This is a genomic window from Chamaesiphon sp. OTE_8_metabat_110, from assembly GCF_031382685.1.
GTDB lineage: Bacteria > Cyanobacteriota > Cyanobacteriia > Cyanobacteriales > Chamaesiphonaceae > Chamaesiphon.
Genome location: NZ_JANMZA010000298.1, coordinates 1 through 21,505, shown reverse-complemented (window position 1 = coordinate 21,505; position 21,505 = coordinate 1). Strand labels below are relative to the sequence as shown.

Below are 21,505 nucleotides of genomic sequence, written 5' to 3'. Positions count from 1 at the left end.
TTACAAAATGCGATTCAGGGGTTTTTAGTCAGTGAAAGACGTACTTGGGTGGTGAATCAAGCCACTTGGGTAGGATCGATCTTCATGTTGACCGTTGCCTATTTGGGTGTAAATGGGGGGCAACCAGGCGCGATTGCAGCGGCAATCGGCATGTCCGTCGGCGCGATGTCTGAAATTATTTATTTAGTCTGCTGCTGGCGGTGGCAAGGACACAAATCGACTGGGCTTCGTTTTTAGATCTGAATCCCCCAACCCCCTTAAAAAGGGGGCTTTAAAGTCCCCCTTTTTAAGGGGGATTGAGCGGATGCAACCACGCGGAGGTTCCCGACCCATGGCTTGCACCAAGCAGGGGGATTTGCCCACTAGACACGTAGCAGTTAAACTTTCCAAGCATCCTTTAAGTCCAACTAAATTATGACCGAATCAAGCTTCACCAAATACCAACATATCTTAGTCGTCGATCTCGAAGCCACCTGCTGCGACTCGCAAGGCATCCCCCGTCACCAGATGGAAACCATCGAAATCGGTGCAGTCATGGTAGCGACAGGAAGCCTAGAAATAGTCGATGAATTTCAAACCTTCATCAAACCTATCCGCCATCCCATTCTCACCGAATTCTGCTTACAACTTACCTCGATTACTCAATCCCAAGTTGACGCCGCTCCCACCTTTCCAGACGCCATAAAACTCTGGCAACCTTGGCTGGCTCAATTCGACAAAACCATCTTTGGCTCTTGGGGCGACTACGACCGCAAACAACTCCAGCAAGATAGCAAACACCATCGCATCGATCTCCCCTATCCAGTCTCTAGCAACCATGTCAACCTCAAAGAAATCTTCAGCACCACCCAAAGACTGAACAAGCGTCATGGCATGGCGCAAGCGCTCAATTTGGCTCAGATCGAGCTGACTGGCACTCATCATCGCGGTATCGATGATGCTCGCAACATTAGCAAGCTCTTACCTTATATATTAGGACGGCAGAACATCTGATTATTAGCAATTCTTTGGCGACAAAGATGGCAATTATGCGTTTAGGTGTAAGATAGTTACTCCTAATATTCAATCTAACTCTTCGCCACAGTGGGGACAAATTCGTTGTGGTTTTGCCCGTTTCTTTTCGACTTCCTCGGTAAAACCGGAGGCAATAATCCCCGCTGGAAGTGCGACTAAACCTAATCCTAATACAGCAATAATCCCGCCGAGAATTTTACCGATCGCCGTAATCGGTGAAACATCCCCATAGCCGACGCTGGTGAGGGTGATGATGCCCCACCACATCGATGCGGGGATATTCGGATATCGATCGGGTTGAGCGGCATGTTCGGCGAAATACATCAAGCTCGATGAAATCATCAGTAAGGTGAAGACAGCAAACAGTGTCGAAAATAAATCTTCGCGTTTGGCGGAAATAACTTTACCTAAAGTTCGCATCGACTCGGAATAGCGACCAATTTTGAACAGGCGTGCCAATCGGAGTAAATGCAGTTCGCGGACAAATACTAGATGGGGGAAGAATAGAAATAAGTAGTAAGGTAGAATTGAAATAAGATCGACGATCGATAGGAGTGTGAAGGCAAATTTAAACCGACCAAAAATTGGGTGACGATAGCGAGGATCGAGAGTACAAGTCCACAATCTGAGTGCATATTCAATGGTAAAAACGATCGCAGAAGCAGTCTCAAAATCGTTGAAATAACTTTTATAAGGAATCGAAATACTATCGACCGTTTCAAAAGTGAACGCCAGCACATTCAGCGAGATTAGCGCAATCATCAACGCATCAAATAACTTCCCCAATCGATCGTCGTGATGGGTGACTTCGATAACGCGGTAGATCTGCTGTTTGAGTTTACGAGCTTTAAGATTAGCCACGATCGCACGAGTGAGAGTAATTAAATCATTAAACTTTATCGAGCTTTTTAATCGACTGTAACGCCAGATATTCCATCGGATTTTTGCCATTAAACTGATTGCCATCAAAGAAGGTTTCAATCCCGCGCGAAGTTGTTTTCGGGATCGCGATCGAGGGTGAAATTGTCATTGCAGCTTCCCGCCACAAATCTTCGCGGTTGACTTTATTTACCATTGCTTGCACATCGGTATCGGGGGGTAAATAACCCCACCGCATATTTTCAGTCAAGAACCAGAGGTCGTGATTTTTGAAGGGGTAAGAGGCGTTGTCCTGCCAAAATTTCATCGTATAGGGACTTTGTTGAGTAACGCGATCGCTACCATAGTCGATCGCACCTTTAGCACGCGGCGCGATCGCGGCTGTGGGGACATTTAGGTACTGACTCGCCGCCACGAGCCGACACATCTCGTCTTTGTTTTCCGGTCGATCGCACCAGATTTGCGCCGACTGAATCGCCATCAGCAAGGCTTTAGTCGCCTTGGGATATCGATCGACCCAATCCGCCCGCATCGCAAACGATTTTTCGGGATGATCGCGCCACAGTTCGCCTGTAACTAGAGCCGAATAACCCAAATGCTCCTGAATCAGTCGCGCATTCCAGGGTTCCCCCACACAAAAAGCGTGCATCGTGCCCGCTTTCATATTGGCGACCATTTGCGGCGGCGGCACCACAAACATCGACACATCCGTATCGGGATTAATCCCCCCAGCCGCCAACCAATAGCGCAGCCACAGATCGTGAGTACCCCCAGGATGAGTGATGGCAAATTTCAGCCGCAGTCCTGGCCCTTTGGCTTTTGCCTGATCGATGCTCTCCCTCAATTTTGAGCTATCGATGCCAATATTTAGGTCGCGATAGATATTTGCCAGGGAGATGCCCTGTCCATTCGTATTGAGCCGCGCCAGAATATACATCGAGACAGGAATGCCATCGGGTGTTTTACCCGCTGCCAGATGATAGGGAATGGGAGTCAAAACATGGGCACCATCCAATCCACCCTGACTAGTACTCAAACTGAGATTGCTCTGGACAGCCCCCCAGGATGGCTGTCGCACGAGTCGCACGTCTTTCATGCCGGATCGAGCAAAATAGCCTTTTTCCTGGGCAACAATCAGCGGCGCGGCATCAGTTAGCGCAATAAAACCCAATGATGCAGTGCTTGTCTCTGGAGCATCAGACAACAATCGACCCATCGCGGGGGCGGCTTGGGAAATCCGCACGGGCGAGTTGAGAGTACATCCATGTGTCAAGATTCCAGCAGTGGCGGCTCCGGCGGTGAGCATGAATTTGCGCCGCGAATAGTGAGTCATGACAGGCTCCGCGATAATATCACTCGATCGAATCGATAGGGGTATCCCAGCGCGAATATTCAAACTGAAAATTGCTGACGATCGCTTGAGTTTGGGCGATCGTCAGTGGATGAGGAGATCGACTCTTCGATCGAAAGAACACAACTACTGCCAGTACTTGGGCACCTACAATAATCGGTATTCCAAACCCAGTTTTGACGCTGAAAGCTTTGGCAATTTGATTGCGTAAAAAATAGGTATCTGAAGCCGCCGTCGCATCCTCCAACCATTCACATTGTTGGTGCTGCCAGACTCGACCTGGCAATCCTTCTCCAAGAGATAGCACAAACGCTCTACTACAAATTTGAAACTGCATCCAGGAAATTGCTTTATGTAGATCTAGATTGGTATTGACGCACCAGGCAGGGCTGAGTTCTAGCAAGGTTCCAGTAGAGTTTGGCAGCCAGGATTCACCATATTCCCATTCTGTATTTGTACACACTGAAGTAAGTAGGATTGTCAGTGCCGATACTAGCCGATCGGGTGTGGTACCGATCGATTTTACGGAGATGCCGCCATCGAATCGGCTGGCAGGATGTTGAGTCATAATTCGTTTTGTCAAAGATGGTTATACTCAGGTTGCTTGCAGCCGATCGAACTCAGTGTTTAACGTGAGTTGTTACCGATAACCTCAGCGGTTAGAAACCGCCGCTCATAGGGCAAAGTCCGCCTTCGCGGACTAAGATATACAGTCCGCGAAGGCGGACTTTGCAACACTAGCCCTACTCTCGTAGCGTATCCGAAGGATGGTTTCAATCGGCGGCGGGACTCGAACGTAGCCAATATCCTTAACCCGTCACGTCATTTATGCCTGTGAAACTACACCAGCCACGATCTCAGGCACGGGCATCTTGTCGGGCTGATATTCTCCGGCTGTTACCGTCCGCGATCGTTGGGTTTTAATCAGCGATACTTGAGTAGTGAGCAAAAAGCTAGTCAGACTGGCAATCACGATTACGGGCACCATTGACGTATCCGCAATCACGCTCAGAATCACCGTACTGCTAATCGGCGTCTTGGTAATTGCCACATTTACCGCCGCCATCATACATACCATCGCGATCGTTGGATGGATTTGGGGGAAGCCCAGCGAAATCGCCAAACCCACCACCGAGCCAATATAGAATAGCGGAAAAATAAAGCCACCCCGAAAGCCAGAATGCAATGTACAGCTAATTGTGAGCATTTTTGCTAGTCCGATCGCCAGTAATAGCGCAATCCCATAACCAGCACCATGCTCGATGACTGTTTCGATTTGCTCCTCACCGAAGAACAACGTTTGGGGAAAAACTAGGGCAATTAGACCGATCGATAATCCGCCCAGCGTTGCGAGTAAAATTGTTTGATGATGTAGAGGTGCTGTCAAATATCCCACAGTCCGGAACACCAGCACGAACAATAAAGCAACCGCCGCCCCCACCGCACCCAAGATCGCCCCTTCGAGCAGATTCATCAGCGTTAAGGGGGGAATCGAGGCAAAGTGATACATCCCCCCGATCGATAGTCCCGTGGTAAACCGAAATACTGTAAAGCTCAAAATCGCCGATAACACCGCTGGAATAATCGCTTCATAATATTCCAAACCGCGTCGGTGGGGAATTTCGAGCGCGAATAGTGCCCCGCCCAATGGCGCACCAAAAAATGCTCCCAGCGCGGCACTCATCCCGCAAAAGGTCAGAATCCGCACCGAAGCCAGCGACAGCTTTAGCTTGGTGCCCACCCAGCCGCCAATACTCCCATTCACCTGCACCAGCGGTGCTTCTGGCCCCGCGCTACCACCAGCCACGATCGAGAATAACGACGCGACAATCATCGCTGGCGTCTGTTTCATATCGATCCGCCCCGGATCGTGTACCTTGTCTACTACAAAGGCAACTTCCCCCGGCAAACCCATGTAATAAAGCGATAGCCCTACTAATAATCCGCCCACTGATGCGGCAATCCAGACATAGTTGTGGATGAAAAATTCGCCAGGAAAATACACTTGGAGCAGATCCGGCACCTGCGACCAAACGAGGTGCATCGAACCTTCAATCAAGTAATAGTAAGCAGTAGCAACTATTCCCCCAGCAATCCCGATCGCCGCCGACCAGAACATCACTTGGGCATAGCTCAGATCGCTCAAAATGGGAGCCACCACACCCATTGGGGGTGATTCATTCGTCGCATCAACAGTAGATGACTCGTGAGATGCTGAAGACATAAAGTTCTCTGGAGTGGGTAAACGATAATTAATCTAGATCTGTAGGTTGGGTAGAAGCTCTGCGAAACCCAACATCCACACAATCGATTCAAACCTTGTGTCGGCTAGACTTCCACTGATATGGCGTTACCCCCCCAACCCCCCTTTATAAGGGGAGGGCTGGGGTGGGGTAAAGGGACTACGATCGATTCCATAGGGAAGTTATGGAGAGTTATGGGGATTTTCTGGGGTTTGCAAGTGTTACCCGATCCTTTCCCAACATCCGCTAAGGGCGATACTGTCGATCGGCGTTAGAGGTAGCTAGGATTGGGGCTTCTTCATGTTCTCCATCATGAGAACCTGTCGGCTCCTTCAAGAAGAAGGCATTGAGAAAAGCCACCATCAGTGCTACTACACCCAACATTTGGAAGAAGATGCGATCGCTTTGAACACCTTGGGGCAATAGACTGTAAACCGTCAGATATACCACTGCTCCCCAATTTCCATATGCCCCGACGTTACCCGCGATTTGTCCAGTCACGCGACTTTTAATCAACGGCACGATCCCAAAAGTTGCGCCCTCTGCTGCCATGACAAAGAAAGATGCCAGCATCGTTACGGCAACCACGATCGCCAGTGGCACACCCTGACCCAAGCTAGCAAAGATTAGATAGCCAGCTCCAGTGCCCACCAGTGTGAATACCATCGTCCACTTGCGGCTGCCCACCTTGTCCGAGATCCAACCACCACCGGGACGAGCCGGGATATTCATAAAGGCATAGGTACCTGCCACAGCCCCTGCGACCCCTGCCGCCAAACCGTAACCACGCTCAAAGAAGGACGGTAACATCGATACCACCGCCAGTTCCGAACCAAAGCAAGCCACATACGCTAAATTCAAGTTAGCCACCTGAGAAAACCGATATCGATCGGTTGCCTCATACACCTTGCGACCTGTCATCAGCGGTTCGTTTGCCTTATAAGCGTTGTATGCCTGGAATAAATACAGTCCGACCAGCAACACACACACGATCGCAAAAGTCGCATCGTTAATGAACTTCACCTTAGTCAACCGCCATGCAATCAAGCCCAGAGCGGCTACTAGCGGCACGTTCATCGCCAACATAAACCAAAAATCGCGTTTGCTGGTGACTTCCATCCCCGCACTACTCGGCGGACGCTGATAAACCTTTCCTGGCGGCGTATCCGAGACATTGAAGAAATAGACAACTCCATACATAGCTGTAACGATTCCGGTCATCGCGATCGCCAGTCGCCAGTTGAGTTGACCGCCGACCATAAATGCGGTGGCTGCCGCGATCGTCGGCAGTGTAAAAGCCGCACCAGAAGAACCGAAGTTGCCCCAGCCGCCATAGATCCCTTCAGCTAGACCGATTTCTTTGGAATTAAACCACTCTGCCACCATCCGAATCCCGATGACAAAGCCGCAGCCGACAATACTCAGAGCCAGTCGGCTATATACCAACTGGGTAAAGTTCTGCGCCATTGCAAAAGCCAGACAGGGCAAAGCCGCATAAATCAGCAAGCATGAATAAGTAATGCGCGGCCCAAAACGATCCAAGACCATCCCGACAATAATCCGCGCTGGAATTGTCAGGGCAACATTGCAAATTGCCAGCGTTCGCATTTGCGCTTCTGATAAACCCATTTCTGTTTTTACCAGCGTTGCAAATGGGGCAAAGTTAAACCAAACTACAAATGTTAGAAAAAAGGCAAACCAAGTGAAATGTAAGATCCGATATCGCCCGCTGAATGACCAAATACCAGCCATATGCTCTATATTCTCCTGTATTTAAAATATGTTAAAACTAATTTTATTGCAGCAAAAAGTAGCGAAAGTAACTCACTTTCTGTAGATCTAAATTACATCTAACTGTTATCTAAGTCTGAGATACATTTAAAACTTTAAATAACAATCTACGTTGTAAATTACAAGCATTCTCTTAGTGATTTTGTTTCCATAGCTACAAAGTTTCAGAACTTATCGATTAACTGCATGTAGCCAATGCAATAGCAGCAAAAACGGCTTGCATTTTCCCTTATTATTACTTTTAAAAATATTTCTGTTTGTTAGGATACCAAATTAATTTCTAGTTAAGTCACTCTTTCTGGTTGACAATAATCGGGGATGTAAGCCGATAATTAAGTTATTGAAACGCCGATCGAACGGTAGCGTAAATTACAGACAGAGAGGATAAATTGACTGATAGTCTCAGCAAGAGTAAACTTTAATAATTTTTTTTACGCTAAATAGTGAGGATTTTAGCTAATGACTTTGACTGAATCGATTGATTATCATTTATTGGAAATGTCCTCATTTTTTTCACCCTTGCCACTCTTGGCAACTGCCACTGCCGATAATGCTCCCGCAATCTTGAATGGTGTATTACTGAGTTTAATCGTCATTTATATCGCTAGTAAAATTGGTGCAGAGGTTGCCAAATACTTCGAGCAGCCCTCAGTGTTAGGCGAATTAGTGGCTGGAGCGATCGTCGGAATATCCGCATTACATCTGGTTGTTTTCCCCGATAGCGGATTGGATGGATCTAGCTCGGTCATCATCCAATTTTTGCAGTTAATTAGTGACTTAGATCCCGCTGCCCTAAATCGAGTATTTGCAGCTCAAAGTGAAGTTATCTCCGTATTAGCCGAACTGGGTGTAATTATTCTGCTATTTGAGATTGGCTTGGAGTCCGATCTGCGCATTTGATTATTAGTGCCACAGTTTTTTTAATTGGTGCAATTACAATCGGGGGCTTTTTCAATCAGAGTTTTATCGCGATCGTCGATCGACTCAAAACTCGCGGGAATATCATTATTCCAGCGATTATTTTTGCCTTCTTCATGGCATTCCTAGCTAATGCCATTCATCTAGAAGCAATTTTGGGGGCATTTGCGGCGGGATTGGTGCTAGATGAAACCGACGCTCGTAATGAGTTGGATGAGTTAATTAAACCAATCGCCGATCTGTTTGTGCCGATCTTTTTCGTGACTGTGGGCGCACGCGCAGATTTAGGCGTTCTGAATCCCGCGATCGAAAGTAATCGAGCGGGATTATTAATTGCCATATTTCTGATTTTAGTAGCGATCGCAGGCAAACTCGTCACTGGCTGGGTGGTATTTGGGCAACCAGGTATCAACCGGATGGCAATCGGGGTGGGCATGGTGCCGCGTGGTGAAGTGGGGCTGGTATTTGCTGGTATTGGTTCTGCCAGCGGGATTATCGATAAACCTTTAGAAGCCGCAATTATTATCATGGTGATTATCACCACTTTTTTGGCACCACCTTTTTTGAGGCTCGCTTTTGGTAAATCTGACGAACCACCAGCGGCAGCCACAGCATCGACGATCGTCTTGTCAATTAGAGATCGAGCCGAGAATCTGTGTCAAGCTGTCTGTAATGCTGCCAACCATCTAAATTATGCGTGTGGGTTTTCCCAAATCCGTTCTAACTGTGCGACTAATTGAGTATGCTGAGCTGCACGTCGATCGTAACGGACGATCGCAAATATTAGTGCGCTTGGCAAGCCTAAATAGATGATGCCGAGCAACAAATTTGATGCCTGTGCTAACTGCTGGGTATTAACTGCGGCTGGGGTGGATCTATTTTTAGAGATCGTCACTCGCTCTGTACTTTTAACGTTCGATGAGTCATCGACATTACACATCAAGCCCTGGGGATCTCGGACGCAGGTGAGATGCTCTACTTGGGAGTTTTGGCTTGATGAGGTAGCGGGCTGTGCTACGGCGGCAGAAGTAAGGATTCCTCCAGAGAGCATCATGCCAACTAAAATTGGCGTTAAGTGTTTAATATTCATAGCTTGGAACTTTATAACGAAAATTCTGTATTTAATACTACCATTTTATCGTCAATCTTCGAGATTTTCTAAATATTACCGAAAATCATCAGTATTTGGTTGATTCGTTGGCACTTTTCCAGTAAATAAGCATCGATCGAGACTAAATAGTTTCCATAGTTGGCAGGTCGATCCGATATTCTCTGCTCGATCGCAACTACGGCGGTAATCCTGAGTTGCGATTAAATTCGGCATGTAAGTATTGCATTATTTTAATGCGATCGATTCAGAATTAGAGATCGATTGTTACCGCTGATACCATTTGCCCAACTCGATCGAACCTATAAGTTAATTCAGTATCGATCGATTTCAACAATCGCTTGTGCTAGATCGCAGTGCGCGGCTAAACAAGACCCGATCGCAGTTTGCTGGCGGTCGGTTAATTATTTTTTGAGAGATATCTGAAAATGCTGCGAGAGTTGTTATCATTTCGCGATCGGTATCGAATCTTAAACTATGCTTGGTGCGCTTTTTTCCTAACATTTGTGGTGTGGTTTAACTACGCCCCATTTGCGACAGTAATTCGGGAAGAGCTACATCTGACGATCGCCCAATCGCGAACGATTAGTTTGTGCAACTTAGCATTGACGATTCCCGCGCGGATTATCATTGGCACGATCCTCGACAGATTGGGGCCGCGTGTGACATTTTCGGCAATCTTAATTTATGCAGCGTTGCCATGCTGGGCATTTGCTGGCGCACAGAACTTTAGTCAGCTCGTCCTCAGCCGCCTAGCGATGGGGATCGTCGGCGCAGGCTTTGTGGTGGGGGTGCGGCTGGTTGGCGACTGGTTCGAGTCAGATGAAATCGGACTAGCACAGGGAATTTATGGGGGGTGGGGCAACTTTGGCTCGTTTGTGTCACAAGCATTTTTGCCAATAGTCGCACTAGCGACTGCTGCGAATGCTGGCTCTGAGAATTGGCGATTGGCGATCGCGTTATCTGGGTTGGTATCGCTGGGATTTGGGGTGTTGTTTTATCTAAATGTCCAAAATACGCCGCCAGGCAAAAGATATCAGCGTTCCGATGTTGGGGGGATGGAAGTAACTTCACGCGCTAGTTTTTCGGCATTAACTTTGACGAATCTACCGCTGTTTTTGGTACTCGGTTCGATCGCGTGGCGGTTGCAGTTGGTAGGCTTCCTCACACCAAATACCATGCAACAAGTTTGGGTATTTTTAGTGGGATTATTTTTGCTGCAAACTTACCATACATTTGAAATCAATCGGGAAGTTATTTTAGGTCAAAAAATCTATCCAGCTAAAGATCGCGATTCCGCAGAGCGGACGCTTCGCGAACGAGTCGGGCAATTATTTATCCTCGAACTGGCTTATGCTGTCAGTTTTGGCTCGGAATTAGCAGTAGTTTCGATGCTGCCAGAATATTTTGAAGAAACATTTAATCTCAGTCGTCAACTTGCTAGCTTAGTAGCCGCAACTTATCCGCTGATGAACTTATTCGCCCGTCCAGTAGGTGGCTTAATATCTGACAAGATCGGTAGCCGAAAATGGGCACTGACATTGACGATCGGCGGGGTGGGACTGAGCTATCTAATCATGAGTAAAATTAACCCTAATATGGGTTTACCCTGGGCGATTTTGCTGACGATGTTTTGTGCTTTCTTTGTGTGTGCAGGTGCAGGGGCAACCTTTGGGATCGCGCCGCTCATCGAACGGCGGATGACGGGACAAATTGCTGGCAATATTAGTGCTTATGGCAGTGTGGGATCGGTACTATATGCGATGACTTACAGCTTATTGCCGCAAACTGTAGCGGGAAATAATGCTTTTTTCCAAATCATCGGGGTAACGGGGATTGTGGTTGCGTGCTTGTGTGCATTGCTACTGAAGGAGCCAAAAGTCACCAAGGGCGATGTCGAAAGTGCGATCGGCTCTCGCTAAGTTGGATTTGTCTTGGGCAGGGATCGATTTGCAGATCCAGACGATTGAAGGTTGAGCGGCATGTTCGGCGAAGTACATTAAGCTCGATGAAATCATCGTTAAGATAGTAGTGAAACTCGATTTGTTTTAGGCACGGTTTAATTCACCTAGATTATTCATCCCGATCCCATGACAGACAATTGGTTCGATCGATTCTTTCGCGACAAAGATGGCAATATTGTAATTGGGCAACTGCCAAATCCACCATTATTAGTATGGGCGATCGCGAGTGTCCTCCAGCTTGTTTTCAAAACGGGCGCAATTTATACTGGATTAGATATCATCGCCTTAATTGCGATCGTCATTTGGGCTTTGGCGGAATTATTTCAGGGGGTTAATTACTTTCGGCGGTCGCTCGGTTTAATCGTGCTAATTGCGACGATCGCGTCTAGACTATCTTAAAATGCAATAACTCGATACACTCGTTCTTAAAACTATAATTGAGGGGATCGGATGAGTCAGACCGAACGGGAAAAAATGCTGGCAGGCGAGCTGTATTATTCGCTCGCCGATCCCGAGCTGCAAATGATGATGGCAGCCGCCCAAGAGCTGCTATATTCGTTCGATCGTGCGCGTCCTGACGAGCAGGAAAAAAGAGCAGAAATTATTCGTCAGCTATTTGGATCGATCGGTAAAACTTTTACAATCAAGCCACCGTTTATGTGTGATTTTGGTTGTCATATTCACGCTGGCGAAAATCTTTATATCAACTATGATTGTGTCATTTTAGATTGCAACGAAGTGCGATTTGGCGATAATGTCATGCTCGCGCCCAAAGTCCAGATTTATACGGCATACCATCCCCTCGATCCCGAAATCAGAAGATCCGGTTTAGAGCTGGCGGCACCGATTACGATCGGCGATGATGTCTGGATTGGTGGCGGGGTAATTATTTGTCCGGGGGTGACTATCGGCGCGGGGACGACGATTGGGGCGGGAAGTGTCGTGACTAGAGATATTCCTGTTGGGGTTGTGGCGGTCGGTAATCCGTGTCGCGTCATTAAAACTCTTTAGAATTAATTAATAGTCGATCGTGGGCGGTACATCAAAATCATCATGCAAAGATTCAATCTCACCGTATTCAGGCAGTTTTGGGCGATCGCCAAATCATACTGGTCGAGCGAGGACAAGTGGCGGGCGCGGGGGTTATTACTGGCGGTCATCGTGTTGTCGCTGGGATATACCGGATTGAGCGTGTTGCTCAACAACAAGCGCGGCGTACTGATTTCGGCACTCTCGGCGCGGGATGAGGCGAGATTTTGGGAGACGATTTGGGTGTTTGCCGGGACGCTCGTTGTCTATGCGCCGCTGTTTGCTGGCTATGTGTACTTGCGCGACAGGCTGGGCGTTGAGTGGCGGAAGTGGTTGACGAATTCGTTTCTCGATCGCTATTTCCAAAATCGCGCCTTTTACAATCTCAACTACGCCGAAGCGAATATCGACAACCCCGATCAACGGATTGCCGAAGATGTCAAAAGCTTCACTCAGGAGTCGCTGACGCTGTTGCTCGCCCTCGTCGATTCATTACTAGCGATCGCGGCGTTTACGAGCGTCCTGTGGGGAATTTCGCCGCCGCTGGTGTTGTTTCTGACTGTGTATGCTTTGGTGGGGACTCTGACGACGATTGGGGTGTTCGGGAAACCTTTGATGCGACTGAGTTTCGAGCGGCTCAAGAAAGAGGCGGACTTCCGGTTTAGTTTGGTTCGCGTCCGCGAAAATGCCGAAGCGATCGCCTTTTATCAGGGGGAAGGCTACGAATCCGATCGGATTAAAGGCAGGTTTAAAGAAGTATTCGACAACTTTAAACGGTTGATTTTTTGGGAATTAAATCTCAATATTCTCACCAATGCTTACGAATTTATTCCCTTTATCTTACCCGCGATCGTCGTGGCTCCGGGCATCTTTGCTGGTGAGTTAGAAGTCGGTAAAGTCACTGAAGCGCAAGGAGCATTTATTCGGATCTTTTTCTCGCTCAATTTGATTGTGGCGCGGTTCCAATCTCTGACTACTTTTGGCGCAGGTGTCGAGCGTTTGTACACCTTCATGCAATCTTTAGAAGGGATTACCGATGATGTCCAAGCTGAAGCTACCGTGCAACCGACGATCGAGACGGAAGTTATTTGTGCCACCGAGACACCAGTAGTCGAACGCTTAGAACTCGATCGGATGACTCTGCAAACTCCCAATCGCGAGCGTACTTTAATTACCGATTTATCGGTCAAATTATCGCCCGGTGAGGGATTACTCGTCAGAGGGCCGAGTGGTTGTGGGAAGAGTTCTTTACTCCGCGCGATCGTTGGGTTGTGGGATGCGGGGACGGGAAAAATTATTCGCCCACCATTAGAGCAAATGTTATTTTTACCGCAACGCCCGTATATGGTACTGGGCACATTACGCGACCAAATGCTGTATCCCCATATGGATGCCCAAGTAGAAGATAGTTATCTGAGCAAGATTTTAGTACAGGTTAATTTACCCAATTTAGAACAGCAACATGGCGGATTTAATACCGAACAAAATTGGGCGCAAGTATTATCATTAGGCGAACAACAACGATTGATTTTTGCCAGATTGCTAATTAATAAACCGCGCTATGCCGTTTTAGATGAGGCGACGAGTGCGCTGGATACTCAGAATGAGAAGCAGTTATATCAACAGCTTCGCGATTCGGGGATGACATTTTTAAGTGTCGGTCATCGCGAAATTTTGAGCGATTATCACCAGTCAATTTTAGATCTGGCGACCGATCGATCTTGGGAGTTGACGATTAAGGATAAAGGCTGATCGTGCCACTACTAAGCCTGTTATAAAAGTTTTGAGTAGGAGTTCTCCATCATAGGTTGGGGTTCTGAAAGAAACATAAAACATCAATGTGTCTATATGTCAACTGATTACATGCTAAATTTCTCAACCCCGATACATCGAGCTATATTGATTGATGATATTAAAGATGAATTTAGGCTTTACCAGTCTGAAAGTAACTCTACTTTTTTAAGCAATAGTAATGGATTATTTATTTCTTTTTGTTACTTAGATGAAGAGGATAAAGATTATCTTATGCAAGAAGTTGATATGAGTTTAAATCAAAGAATATACTTATCTCTTAAAAACGATAATAACAATTATCTTGAATGTACAGGATTGATGTGCAAAATAGTTGTGTATATTCTTGAGAAGATCGATGGAGATGTTAGCTTTAACTATCAATCAGATATTGCTATTTTAGAAAGAAGGAGCGGCATATTAGCAGTTAATAAATCATCCGTCGAGTATTACTCTGAATTTGTAGACTTACTGACTCCTCCATATATTATTAAGCCTCTAGAAATTATGGAACTACGTGATGAATGACACGTTCGATATAATCCGATACTAGTATAAAAAGTATAAAAAGTAGGGTGGGCAATGCCCACAGACCATTTGTAGCCGTAGCAAAAAGAATTTAAATTTGATTAGATTACTTACTGTACGCTACGCGATCGAGTTATCTGTTTGCTAATCGATCGATAAAAATCTCATCTTGGAACAGTTGTTATTACAAATAATAATTATCAAATTAGCGAGCTGATTTATTTAATACTGATTGAATTCGAGCGACGATGTGTTGGTGGGCAGTGCCCACCCTACAAATTTTTGTAGCATAAACTCGCCCTACAGATGGTGTAATGACAGTTGACGATCGCAAATTTTTAAGCATCATTTAGACATCGCTCGATCGCCTAGTAAATCTGGATATAAATTATTAAATTCTCCCTGTCGCAAATCATTAGGATCGGGCATTTTATCGATCCGAAATAATTCAGCGATCGCGGCTGTTTCGGTATCGCGTTGGCTACTGGCAGCAGCTAATACCCGATCGGCTTTGACATAAAAAGCGATGAATTCCCGATCGTCTAAACTACCATCGATAATGACTTCATCCCACTCAGTAGCATGTCCGACATAACGGATTGGGAACTGATATTGGCTACTCCAAAATACAGGTACACCGCAAAATTTGGTCGGTTTGCCAGCCATATTAAAAGCGGCAATACGTCCGTGTTGGGCGGCAATTCGCCAATGTTCGACGCGCATGGATGTAGATGTCCGCCAATCTGGAAAGCGGGCAATATCGCCAGCGGCATAGACATTTTCAGCCGCGCAGAGATATTCATCCACTGGGATACTGCGATCTTGGGGATTTAATTCAAGTCCGGTGATAAAATCGGTAACTGGTTGGACGCCAATACCGACGACTATCATATCTGTGGCTAGGCGATCGCCATTATCTAATATTACAGTTTGGGCGGTACTTTCGCCTTCGATTTGAGTTACCTTGCAACCCATTTTAAAGGTGACACCGTTTTCCTCATGCACTTGATAGAAAAGTTCGCCGATTTGGGTGCCTAAAGTTTGCTCGAAGGGTAAAGCATCGGGCGAAACTACGGTGACTTTAATTCCTTTTTGGGTGAGTCCGGCAGCGACTTCCATGCCGATAAAACTCGAACCGATAACTACTGCTTGTTTTGCATGTGCGGCAGCGGCTAAGATCCGATCGCTGTCGGCAAAACTTCGCAGTGTGAAGATATTCGGGAAAGCACCACCAGGGACTGCTAGAGGGCGCGGTTGGGTACCAGTGGCAATTAGCAACGAGTCATAGGTGAGAGTTTCATCATTAGCTAGGACGATCGTTTTGGTGTCGATATCTACATTCTTTACCGGACAATTGAGTCGTAATTCAATACTGTGCTGCTGATAAAAATTAGCCGATCGCATTAAGATTTGGTCGGCTTTAAGCTTACCTGTAAAATAGTTTTTACTCAGCGTCGTGCGATCGTAGGGCAGCTTATCATCGCGGGTAATCATCACGATCCGCCCTTGATAACCAGCGACGCGCAGGGTTTCGGCGGCATGGGTGCCAGCGGCTCCGGCTCCGAGGATGACAAAGGTGCGGCTGTCGATATCTGGATCGTATTGTGCCATAGCGGGCACGCGATGACCGGGTGCGGATTCGGGAATCGTCACCAGTACGTTGTCGCCGTCGATGCGGACGACATATCGATCGAGCGAATCGAGTCCCGGAGGCTGCTCTAGGTCGCCTGTGGTGATGTCAAAATAGGCATTGTGCCACGGACAGACGATACAATCGCCGTGGAGGATGCCTTGCTCTAAAGGTGCTTTGTTATGGGTACAGTAAGCCCCAAGCGCATACACGCGATCGTCGCGCCGAATCAGCAGAATATCGGTGTCGCCGACAGTTACTTGACGTTTTTGGCCATCTTGCAAGTCATGAAATCGAGCGACAACCGCTTCTGTTTGAGACATAAATAATAAGTAATACCAATTTAAATTTGGTAGATGACTGATGATTAACTCCTCCCCTTTATAAGGGGAGGCTGGGTGGGGTAAAGATCTGTGGTGCTAACTATTTAAATTGGTATAACTTTATTAAAATTAACCTTAACGACGACCGACTTCGCGACTTAATTGAACGTAGGTGTTATAACCCCGGCGCTCCAATCTTCGAGACGCTTGCACGGCTTGGCGACGATTGGCATAAGAATTTTCTAAAATCCACGATCGATTGCCCCGACCGCGATAGTAGACATTGAACTGGCGATCGTTGCGGCGATACTGCGCGAGGGTAAGCGTAGAGTCACCATGACTATCGAGTCTCTGAGTGGCTGCATTTGCCGGAAATGGCATCGCAGTCGCTGCAAATCCAGTGCAAACTAATGAGAGTAAAATCAGCTTGTTCATAAGATAATTATTGAGCTAAAAAAATTGAATCGAATCGCGGATATGAAGGTGATTTCGCTCATCCTTCGACTGACTCTTATCTTCAGAATAATCACTTATCCCAATAAATTTATCCGCCTAAAGGCAGAACATTAATCGTGACGATTGTCACGCCAAATCCCAGTTGCGATGGCATTGGCTCCATCGATGAGCATGGCTGTCACTGGAGTCAACGGTTTGAAGGTACGCGCCGCCTTAACTGCTCGATCGAGAATTTCCAGGCAATCGATGCCCGTAACTCAGGACGATCCCGATCTGCTGTTTTTGCGAAGAGGGGTTTAATTGCGTCATAAGCCGCAAACCCAGCGGCAACAAGTCCAGAAGTTGCTGTTGTCTTGAGTAGATCGCGTCTGCTGATGTCCATAAATGTCTTCGATCGGCAAGGTAGCTGCGGTGTGTCACCTGCACTGGTATCTCGGTCTGACCGTCGGCAACTGCTAAATTCTAACAAGGTCATCGGCACAGCACATCTGTCTAATGAAGTATTACGGCTCGGCTATTGATAGTCTGAGGTAACAGGTAGCTAGGGATCGAGGAGTAGAACTAGAGCAGATGTAATCTTCAGTTCGATAGAGAGAATAAAAAAACTTTAGTTTTAGAATGAGCGAATAAATACTAAATTCAAGACAAAGATATGGCATCAGCACGAAAAAATGCCGTGGGTGTGTTTCCCGCACGCGATCGAGTCGAGTCAGCAATGAGCCAACTGCAAGCTAGTGGCTTCGCGATGAATAATGTCTCGGTGGTCGATCCTCATGCCAATACAGCCGATAAGACTGTGGGCAATCTCACCGAGCCAGTGGTGGAATCTCCAGCCGATGCCGAGCGCGATCGACCGCTCGATCGAATTCAGCATAGTGCCGCTGGTGCTAGTGCGATCGGTGGTGCTGCTGGAGGGGTAGTTGCGGGACTGACAACTTTAGCATTTCCAGCTTTTGCTGGGGCGGTAGTCTTAGTCGGGATGGCTGCTGGCGCTTTTTACGGCGCTGTCTCGGGGGGATTACTCAGCAATGAGATCGGGATTACGCTGCCAGAAGAGCAAGCAAAACACTATAGCGAGCTGTTGGAGCAGGGTAATTATCTAGTCGTCCTCAAAGGTACCGAAATCGATATCGATCGGGCAGAGTCGATTCTCAAAGCTGCCGATGTCGGTGAGTGGACGGTGTTCGATCGCCACCAAGCAATTTAGGGGATAGGGAATATGGGATAGAGGATCGGGGATCGGGTATTGAAAAAGATTGTATTTCTACTTTTATAGGAGATCGACGATCGTCGATCTGCTCCAGATCTAAATATGATGCGAGCGGCTAAAATCACGACCGATCGCCACACGCAAGCTCTGCGAGTACCGATCCCCGTTTTGCTCCAAAATTTGAGATTAGATTATTAGCTATTTATCTGCATGATTAATATATCTAATCATTAATTGAATTTAGATAATCTATATCGTTTAAAAGCCACTCACAGCGATGGGGAAAATTATATACATACAGCTCAAACAGCGCATCGATTAAAGATTGTATAGCTTTACCACACAGATAATGTCAAGCTATAGGATTCGACTTTAGCATGAATATAGTCAAAAGACATAGACAGAAAAAAGATTGTTTACACAGAAGGATACAGAAGATGTCGATCAAGTTCTGTTGTAATAGAAAGCATCGACCAAAAATTGGAGTAATTCGCGTAATGATGCAAACAATCGAAAAAATGCACACTTTCGATCGCGCGCAACGAGTGAAATTTGCAGGTGGCGAAGGGATTGTGAGAAGCTTCAAATTTGAAGCCCAACATTGGACGTATTTAGTCGAGATGCCGCTGGGTCAAGAACCTCAGTTTGGGAGAGTCGGAGCAGAAACGATGGTGTTACTCAGTGAGACAGAATTGCGTGCAGCATGATTCAAAATCGCCACAATTGACGGGACTTGTCGTGGCAATCGCGATCGTCTTCCTGTGGCTTGGTAGTCTAGGATGTGCATTTTCGCTAGATGTCAGTAAACTCCTGCCATTAGGCATCGTGCCAGTAATACTCGGCAGAACGTTTATCCAAACCGGATTATTTATCGTCGCTCACGATGCCATTCATGGCTCGGTACTGCCCGGAAATCGCCGCGTCAATTACTGGTTCGGTCAATTTGCGTTGGCATTATACGCACTACTCCCATATCAAAAACTGGCGGATCACCACTGGCAACACCATCTTCAACCCGCTCGGCACGGCGATCCGGACTTTCATGATGGCGTTCGCGACAGCCTGGGTGCTTGGTATGTGATGTTCATGCAGGAATACTTGGATTTTAGGCAAAAAGTCGTCCTATTTTTTGGGATGAAAGTTATCTTTTTTAGCTTGTATTTGGGCTTTCATGTGCCCATTCCCAACTTATTTTTATTTTGGGTATTGCCGATCGTCCTGAGTTCGATGCAACTGTTCTTCTTTGGCACATACCTACCGCATCGAGCGGCTGATAAAGCGGTAGCGCCGAGTCCGCACCTCAAGTCACACAATGCGGTGAGTAGCAATTATCCGATCGTCTTGTCGTTCTTGACTTGTTATCACTTCGGCTACCACTGGGAGCATCACGAGTACCCTTCATTACCCTGGTATCGGCTGCCGTCAGTACGTCAAGGCTGCAAGTCGTTACCGCTAGATCGCCAGTCTCTGGATCATTATTAACCCGAACTCGCGTTAATTACTAAAATTGTCTTAAAAAGGCGCTCTACTTGGGCAAAATCTAAGTAGAGCGCCTTTTCACTATCCACTAGTAAATTCGTTTTAAGGCAAGATGTGAGGTTATCATTGATTAGTATGGGTTAAGCGATCGATAGTATTTTTGATAAAAATTTACACAAAGATCGTGTCACAATAGACACAAGCGACAGATAGTTTTAAGAAGAAAAGGTGAAATACAATGGTAGTACTAGCTGAGAAGATCCAAAAACGCCTGACGATGCAGGTTGAGGAGATTGCTGCCGATACGACGGTAATTCGATCGCTCGACTGGGATCGCGATCGGTTTGATATTGAGTTTGCCCTAGAAAATGGGACTACTTATAACTCCTTCTTGATTCGGGGCGAAAAAGTCGCGCTAGTAGATACCTCTCACGCTAAATTTCGCCAGCATTATCTAGATACATTGTTGGGACTCATCGATCCTGCGGATATCGATTACTTAGTCATCAGCCACACGGAACCCGATCATAGTGGCTTGGTGAAAGACTTACTGCAACTGAATCCGAATATTACCGTCGTCGCGGTGAAGGTAGCGATGCAATTTCTGGATAACTTGATCCATCAGCCTTACACCAAAATGATGGTCAAAAGTGGCGACCGATTGGACTTGGGTAACGGACATGAATTAGAATTTGTCGCAGCGCCCAATCTGCACTGGCCGGATACGATGCTCACTTACGACCATCATACCCAAACCCTATTTACTTGCGATGTATTTGGGATGCACTATTGCGATGACCAAATCTACGATGAAGATCTCGCAATTCTCGACTCTGATTATAAAACCTATTACGATTGCCTGATGGGACCGAATGCTCGATCGGTACTAGCAGCCATTAAGCGGATGGGTGACTTACCAGCGATCGCGACGATCGCCACCGGACACGGGCCATTACTAAAGTACAATATCACCGAACTCGTCGGACGATATCAGGATTGGAGTCAGACTCAGGCAAAAGCCACCACTACCGCAGTAGTATTCTACATTGGTGAGTATGGGTATGGCGATCTAATTGCTAACTCGATCGGGCAAGGGATTTCCAAAACAGGTGTAGGTGTCGAACTCATCGATTTACGCGAATCCGATCCTCACGAAGTCCGCGAACTAGTAGATATCGCTTCTGGCGTAGTCATCGGAATGCCCCCCCAATCCGGTGCAGATGCCACGCAAACCCAAGCATTAGTTAGTACGATCTTAGCCGCTATTAACCCCAAACAAAGCTTCGGTTTATTTGAATCCGGCGGTGGCGATGACGAATCAGTTTATCTACTCCGCAATAAGCTCCGCGAAATCGGTGTCCGCGAAGCCTTCGAGCCAATTCGGATCGAAACCGCTCCCAGTGAGAATATCTACCAACTGTGCGAAGAAGCCGGAACAGATCTGGGACAATGGCTGACACGCGATCGTAGCATCAAGCAGATGAAATCTCTCGATAACGATCTCGACAAAGCCTTGGGACGCATCAGCGGCGGCTTATATATCATCACCGCCAAACGCGGCGAAGCCACCAGTGCCATGCTAGCATCCTGGGTCGCCCAAGCCAGCGTCGAACCGCCTGGAATCTCGATCGCCATCGCCAAAGACCGCGCGATCGAATCCTTAATGCACGTCGGCGACAGGTTCGTGCTAAATATCTTAGAAGAGGGCAATTATCAGCCCCTAATGAAACACTTCCTCAAACGATTCCCGCCTGGAGCCGATCGATTTGCCAATATCAAGGTTTACCCCGC

The 21,505-nt window shown here is 47.0% G+C and carries 20 protein-coding genes and 2 pseudogenes; 12 read left to right on the top strand and 10 right to left on the bottom strand.

Features of this window, described 5'->3' with window-relative positions:
* Together RMO52_RS10775 and RMO52_RS10770 are read left to right on the top strand one after the other, a co-directional pair.
* A pseudogene (locus RMO52_RS10775) lies at window positions 1-237 on the top strand (hypothetical protein); the annotation flags it as partial.
* Window positions 238-414: 177 nt separating this feature from the next.
* Window positions 415-993 carry a 3'-5' exonuclease gene (locus tag RMO52_RS10770; RefSeq protein WP_310413873.1) on the top strand — a complete coding sequence of 193 codons (579 nt, stop codon included), beginning with the start codon at window positions 415-417 and terminating at the stop codon, window positions 991-993.
* A 69-nt stretch (window positions 994-1,062) separates the two neighbouring features.
* Here the strand turns inward: RMO52_RS10770 and RMO52_RS10765 are convergent, their stop codons facing one another.
* From RMO52_RS10765 to RMO52_RS10745, 5 genes are all read right to left on the bottom strand, one after another.
* On the bottom strand, window positions 1,063-1,875 hold the full coding sequence (locus tag RMO52_RS10765) for an ion transporter (protein WP_310413870.1): 813 nt from the start codon (window positions 1,873-1,875) through the stop codon (window positions 1,063-1,065).
* 28 nt (window positions 1,876-1,903) lie between these two features.
* A complete protein-coding gene (locus RMO52_RS10760) occupies window positions 1,904-3,226 on the bottom strand; it encodes a CmpA/NrtA family ABC transporter substrate-binding protein (RefSeq protein WP_310413868.1) in 1,323 nt (440 codons plus the stop codon).
* 19 nt (window positions 3,227-3,245) lie between these two features.
* A complete protein-coding gene (locus RMO52_RS10755) occupies window positions 3,246-3,812 on the bottom strand; it encodes a GAF domain-containing protein (RefSeq protein WP_309739859.1) in 567 nt (188 codons plus the stop codon).
* Between the two features lie 258 nt (window positions 3,813-4,070).
* Window positions 4,071-5,411: a chloride channel protein gene (locus RMO52_RS10750; RefSeq protein ID WP_396134950.1), complete on the bottom strand. Its 1,341-nt coding sequence runs from the start codon at window positions 5,409-5,411 to the stop codon at window positions 4,071-4,073.
* A gap of 322 nt (window positions 5,412-5,733) precedes the next feature.
* Window positions 5,734-7,239, bottom strand: coding sequence for a NarK family nitrate/nitrite MFS transporter (locus RMO52_RS10745; protein WP_309739853.1), 1,506 nt, complete (start codon window positions 7,237-7,239; stop codon window positions 5,734-5,736).
* Between the two features lie 498 nt (window positions 7,240-7,737).
* Between RMO52_RS10745 and RMO52_RS24700 the strand changes: the two are divergent.
* Window positions 7,738-8,936, top strand: a pseudogene (locus RMO52_RS24700) (cation:proton antiporter).
* Here the strand turns inward: RMO52_RS24700 and RMO52_RS10730 are convergent.
* Window positions 8,888-9,286, bottom strand: a complete 399-nt coding sequence (locus RMO52_RS10730; RefSeq protein WP_309739845.1) for a hypothetical protein — start codon at window positions 9,284-9,286, stop codon at window positions 8,888-8,890. The pseudogene RMO52_RS24700 and the gene RMO52_RS10730 sit on opposite strands and share 49 nt — an antisense overlap.
* 75 nt (window positions 9,287-9,361) lie before the next feature.
* Window positions 9,362-9,520, bottom strand: a complete 159-nt coding sequence (locus RMO52_RS10725) for a hypothetical protein (protein ID WP_309739842.1) — start codon at window positions 9,518-9,520, stop codon at window positions 9,362-9,364.
* 212 nt (window positions 9,521-9,732) lie between these two features.
* On the opposite strand from RMO52_RS10725, the gene RMO52_RS10720 reads away from it, so the two are divergent.
* The 5 genes from RMO52_RS10720 (at window position 9,733) to RMO52_RS10700 (ending at window position 14,616) form a co-directional block, all read left to right on the top strand.
* The gene (locus RMO52_RS10720; protein ID WP_310413859.1) at window positions 9,733-11,226 is read left to right on the top strand and encodes an MFS transporter; all 1,494 of its coding nucleotides are present in this window, start codon (window positions 9,733-9,735) and stop codon (window positions 11,224-11,226) included.
* A 168-nt stretch (window positions 11,227-11,394) separates the two neighbouring features.
* Window positions 11,395-11,667, top strand: a complete 273-nt coding sequence (locus RMO52_RS10715) for a hypothetical protein (RefSeq protein WP_310413857.1) — start codon at window positions 11,395-11,397, stop codon at window positions 11,665-11,667.
* A 51-nt stretch (window positions 11,668-11,718) separates the two neighbouring features.
* Window positions 11,719-12,279 (top strand): sugar O-acetyltransferase, encoded by a 561-nt coding sequence (locus tag RMO52_RS10710; RefSeq protein WP_309739835.1) that lies wholly within the window; start codon window positions 11,719-11,721, stop codon window positions 12,277-12,279.
* Window positions 12,280-12,321: 42 nt separating this feature from the next.
* Entirely contained in the window at window positions 12,322-14,049 is a 1,728-nt protein-coding gene (locus RMO52_RS10705) for an ABC transporter ATP-binding protein/permease (protein ID WP_310413854.1), read from the top strand.
* 96 nt (window positions 14,050-14,145) lie between these two features.
* Window positions 14,146-14,616, top strand: a complete 471-nt coding sequence (locus RMO52_RS10700; protein ID WP_310413851.1) for a hypothetical protein — start codon at window positions 14,146-14,148, stop codon at window positions 14,614-14,616.
* Between the two features lie 345 nt (window positions 14,617-14,961).
* On the opposite strand, the gene RMO52_RS10695 is transcribed toward RMO52_RS10700, so the two are convergent.
* The 3 genes from RMO52_RS10695 to RMO52_RS10685 form a co-directional block, all read right to left on the bottom strand.
* The gene (locus RMO52_RS10695) at window positions 14,962-16,569 is read right to left on the bottom strand and encodes an FAD-dependent oxidoreductase (protein WP_310413848.1); all 1,608 of its coding nucleotides are present in this window, start codon (window positions 16,567-16,569) and stop codon (window positions 14,962-14,964) included.
* 135 nt (window positions 16,570-16,704) lie between these two features.
* A complete protein-coding gene (locus tag RMO52_RS10690; protein WP_310413845.1) occupies window positions 16,705-17,004 on the bottom strand; it encodes a hypothetical protein in 300 nt (99 codons plus the stop codon).
* 208 nt (window positions 17,005-17,212) lie between these two features.
* Entirely contained in the window at window positions 17,213-17,500 is a 288-nt protein-coding gene (locus tag RMO52_RS10685) for a twin-arginine translocation signal domain-containing protein (protein WP_310413842.1), read from the bottom strand.
* Window positions 17,501-17,677: 177 nt separating this feature from the next.
* On the opposite strand from RMO52_RS10685, the gene RMO52_RS10680 reads away from it, so the two are divergent.
* From RMO52_RS10680 to RMO52_RS10665, 4 genes are all read left to right on the top strand, one after another.
* Window positions 17,678-18,232 carry a hypothetical protein gene (locus RMO52_RS10680; RefSeq protein ID WP_309739820.1) on the top strand — a complete coding sequence of 185 codons (555 nt, stop codon included), beginning with the start codon at window positions 17,678-17,680 and terminating at the stop codon, window positions 18,230-18,232.
* 500 nt (window positions 18,233-18,732) lie between these two features.
* On the top strand, window positions 18,733-18,942 hold the full coding sequence (locus RMO52_RS10675) for a hypothetical protein (RefSeq protein WP_309739818.1): 210 nt from the start codon (window positions 18,733-18,735) through the stop codon (window positions 18,940-18,942).
* Window positions 18,932-19,717 (top strand): fatty acid desaturase, encoded by a 786-nt coding sequence (locus RMO52_RS10670; RefSeq protein WP_310413839.1) that lies wholly within the window; start codon window positions 18,932-18,934, stop codon window positions 19,715-19,717. The genes RMO52_RS10675 and RMO52_RS10670 overlap by 11 nt, the downstream gene beginning before the upstream one ends.
* 235 nt (window positions 19,718-19,952) lie before the next feature.
* Window positions 19,953-21,505: diflavin flavoprotein (locus RMO52_RS10665; RefSeq protein WP_310413836.1), on the top strand; the 1,553-nt coding region annotated here is incomplete at its 3' end.

What these genes read in the sequence shown, in the direction of transcription:
- RMO52_RS10675 (WP_309739818.1), top strand. Translation starts at nt 18,733, where the DNA reads ATGATGCAAACAATCGAAAAAATGCACACTTTCGATCGCGCGCAACGA.
- RMO52_RS10755 (WP_309739859.1), bottom strand. Translation starts at nt 3,812, where the DNA reads ATGACTCAACATCCTGCCAGCCGATTCGATGGCGGCATCTCCGTAAAA.
- RMO52_RS10750 (WP_396134950.1), bottom strand. Translation starts at nt 5,411, where the DNA reads ATGGGTGTGGTGGCTCCCATTTTGAGCGATCTGAGCTATGCCCAAGTG.
- RMO52_RS10700 (WP_310413851.1), top strand. Translation starts at nt 14,146, where the DNA reads ATGTCAACTGATTACATGCTAAATTTCTCAACCCCGATACATCGAGCT.
- RMO52_RS10715 (WP_310413857.1), top strand. Translation starts at nt 11,395, where the DNA reads ATGACAGACAATTGGTTCGATCGATTCTTTCGCGACAAAGATGGCAAT.
- RMO52_RS10770 (WP_310413873.1), top strand. Translation starts at nt 415, where the DNA reads ATGACCGAATCAAGCTTCACCAAATACCAACATATCTTAGTCGTCGAT.
- RMO52_RS10720 (WP_310413859.1), top strand. Translation starts at nt 9,733, where the DNA reads ATGCTGCGAGAGTTGTTATCATTTCGCGATCGGTATCGAATCTTAAAC.
- RMO52_RS10730 (WP_309739845.1), bottom strand. Translation starts at nt 9,286, where the DNA reads ATGAATATTAAACACTTAACGCCAATTTTAGTTGGCATGATGCTCTCT.
- RMO52_RS10680 (WP_309739820.1), top strand. Translation starts at nt 17,678, where the DNA reads ATGGCATCAGCACGAAAAAATGCCGTGGGTGTGTTTCCCGCACGCGAT.
- RMO52_RS10685 (WP_310413842.1), bottom strand. Translation starts at nt 17,500, where the DNA reads ATGACCTTGTTAGAATTTAGCAGTTGCCGACGGTCAGACCGAGATACC.
- RMO52_RS10710 (WP_309739835.1), top strand. Translation starts at nt 11,719, where the DNA reads ATGAGTCAGACCGAACGGGAAAAAATGCTGGCAGGCGAGCTGTATTAT.
- RMO52_RS10760 (WP_310413868.1), bottom strand. Translation starts at nt 3,226, where the DNA reads ATGACTCACTATTCGCGGCGCAAATTCATGCTCACCGCCGGAGCCGCC.
- RMO52_RS10705 (WP_310413854.1), top strand. Translation starts at nt 12,322, where the DNA reads ATGCAAAGATTCAATCTCACCGTATTCAGGCAGTTTTGGGCGATCGCC.
- RMO52_RS10725 (WP_309739842.1), bottom strand. Translation starts at nt 9,520, where the DNA reads ATGCCGAATTTAATCGCAACTCAGGATTACCGCCGTAGTTGCGATCGA.
- RMO52_RS10745 (WP_309739853.1), bottom strand. Translation starts at nt 7,239, where the DNA reads ATGGCTGGTATTTGGTCATTCAGCGGGCGATATCGGATCTTACATTTC.
- RMO52_RS10695 (WP_310413848.1), bottom strand. Translation starts at nt 16,569, where the DNA reads ATGTCTCAAACAGAAGCGGTTGTCGCTCGATTTCATGACTTGCAAGAT.
- RMO52_RS10690 (WP_310413845.1), bottom strand. Translation starts at nt 17,004, where the DNA reads ATGAACAAGCTGATTTTACTCTCATTAGTTTGCACTGGATTTGCAGCG.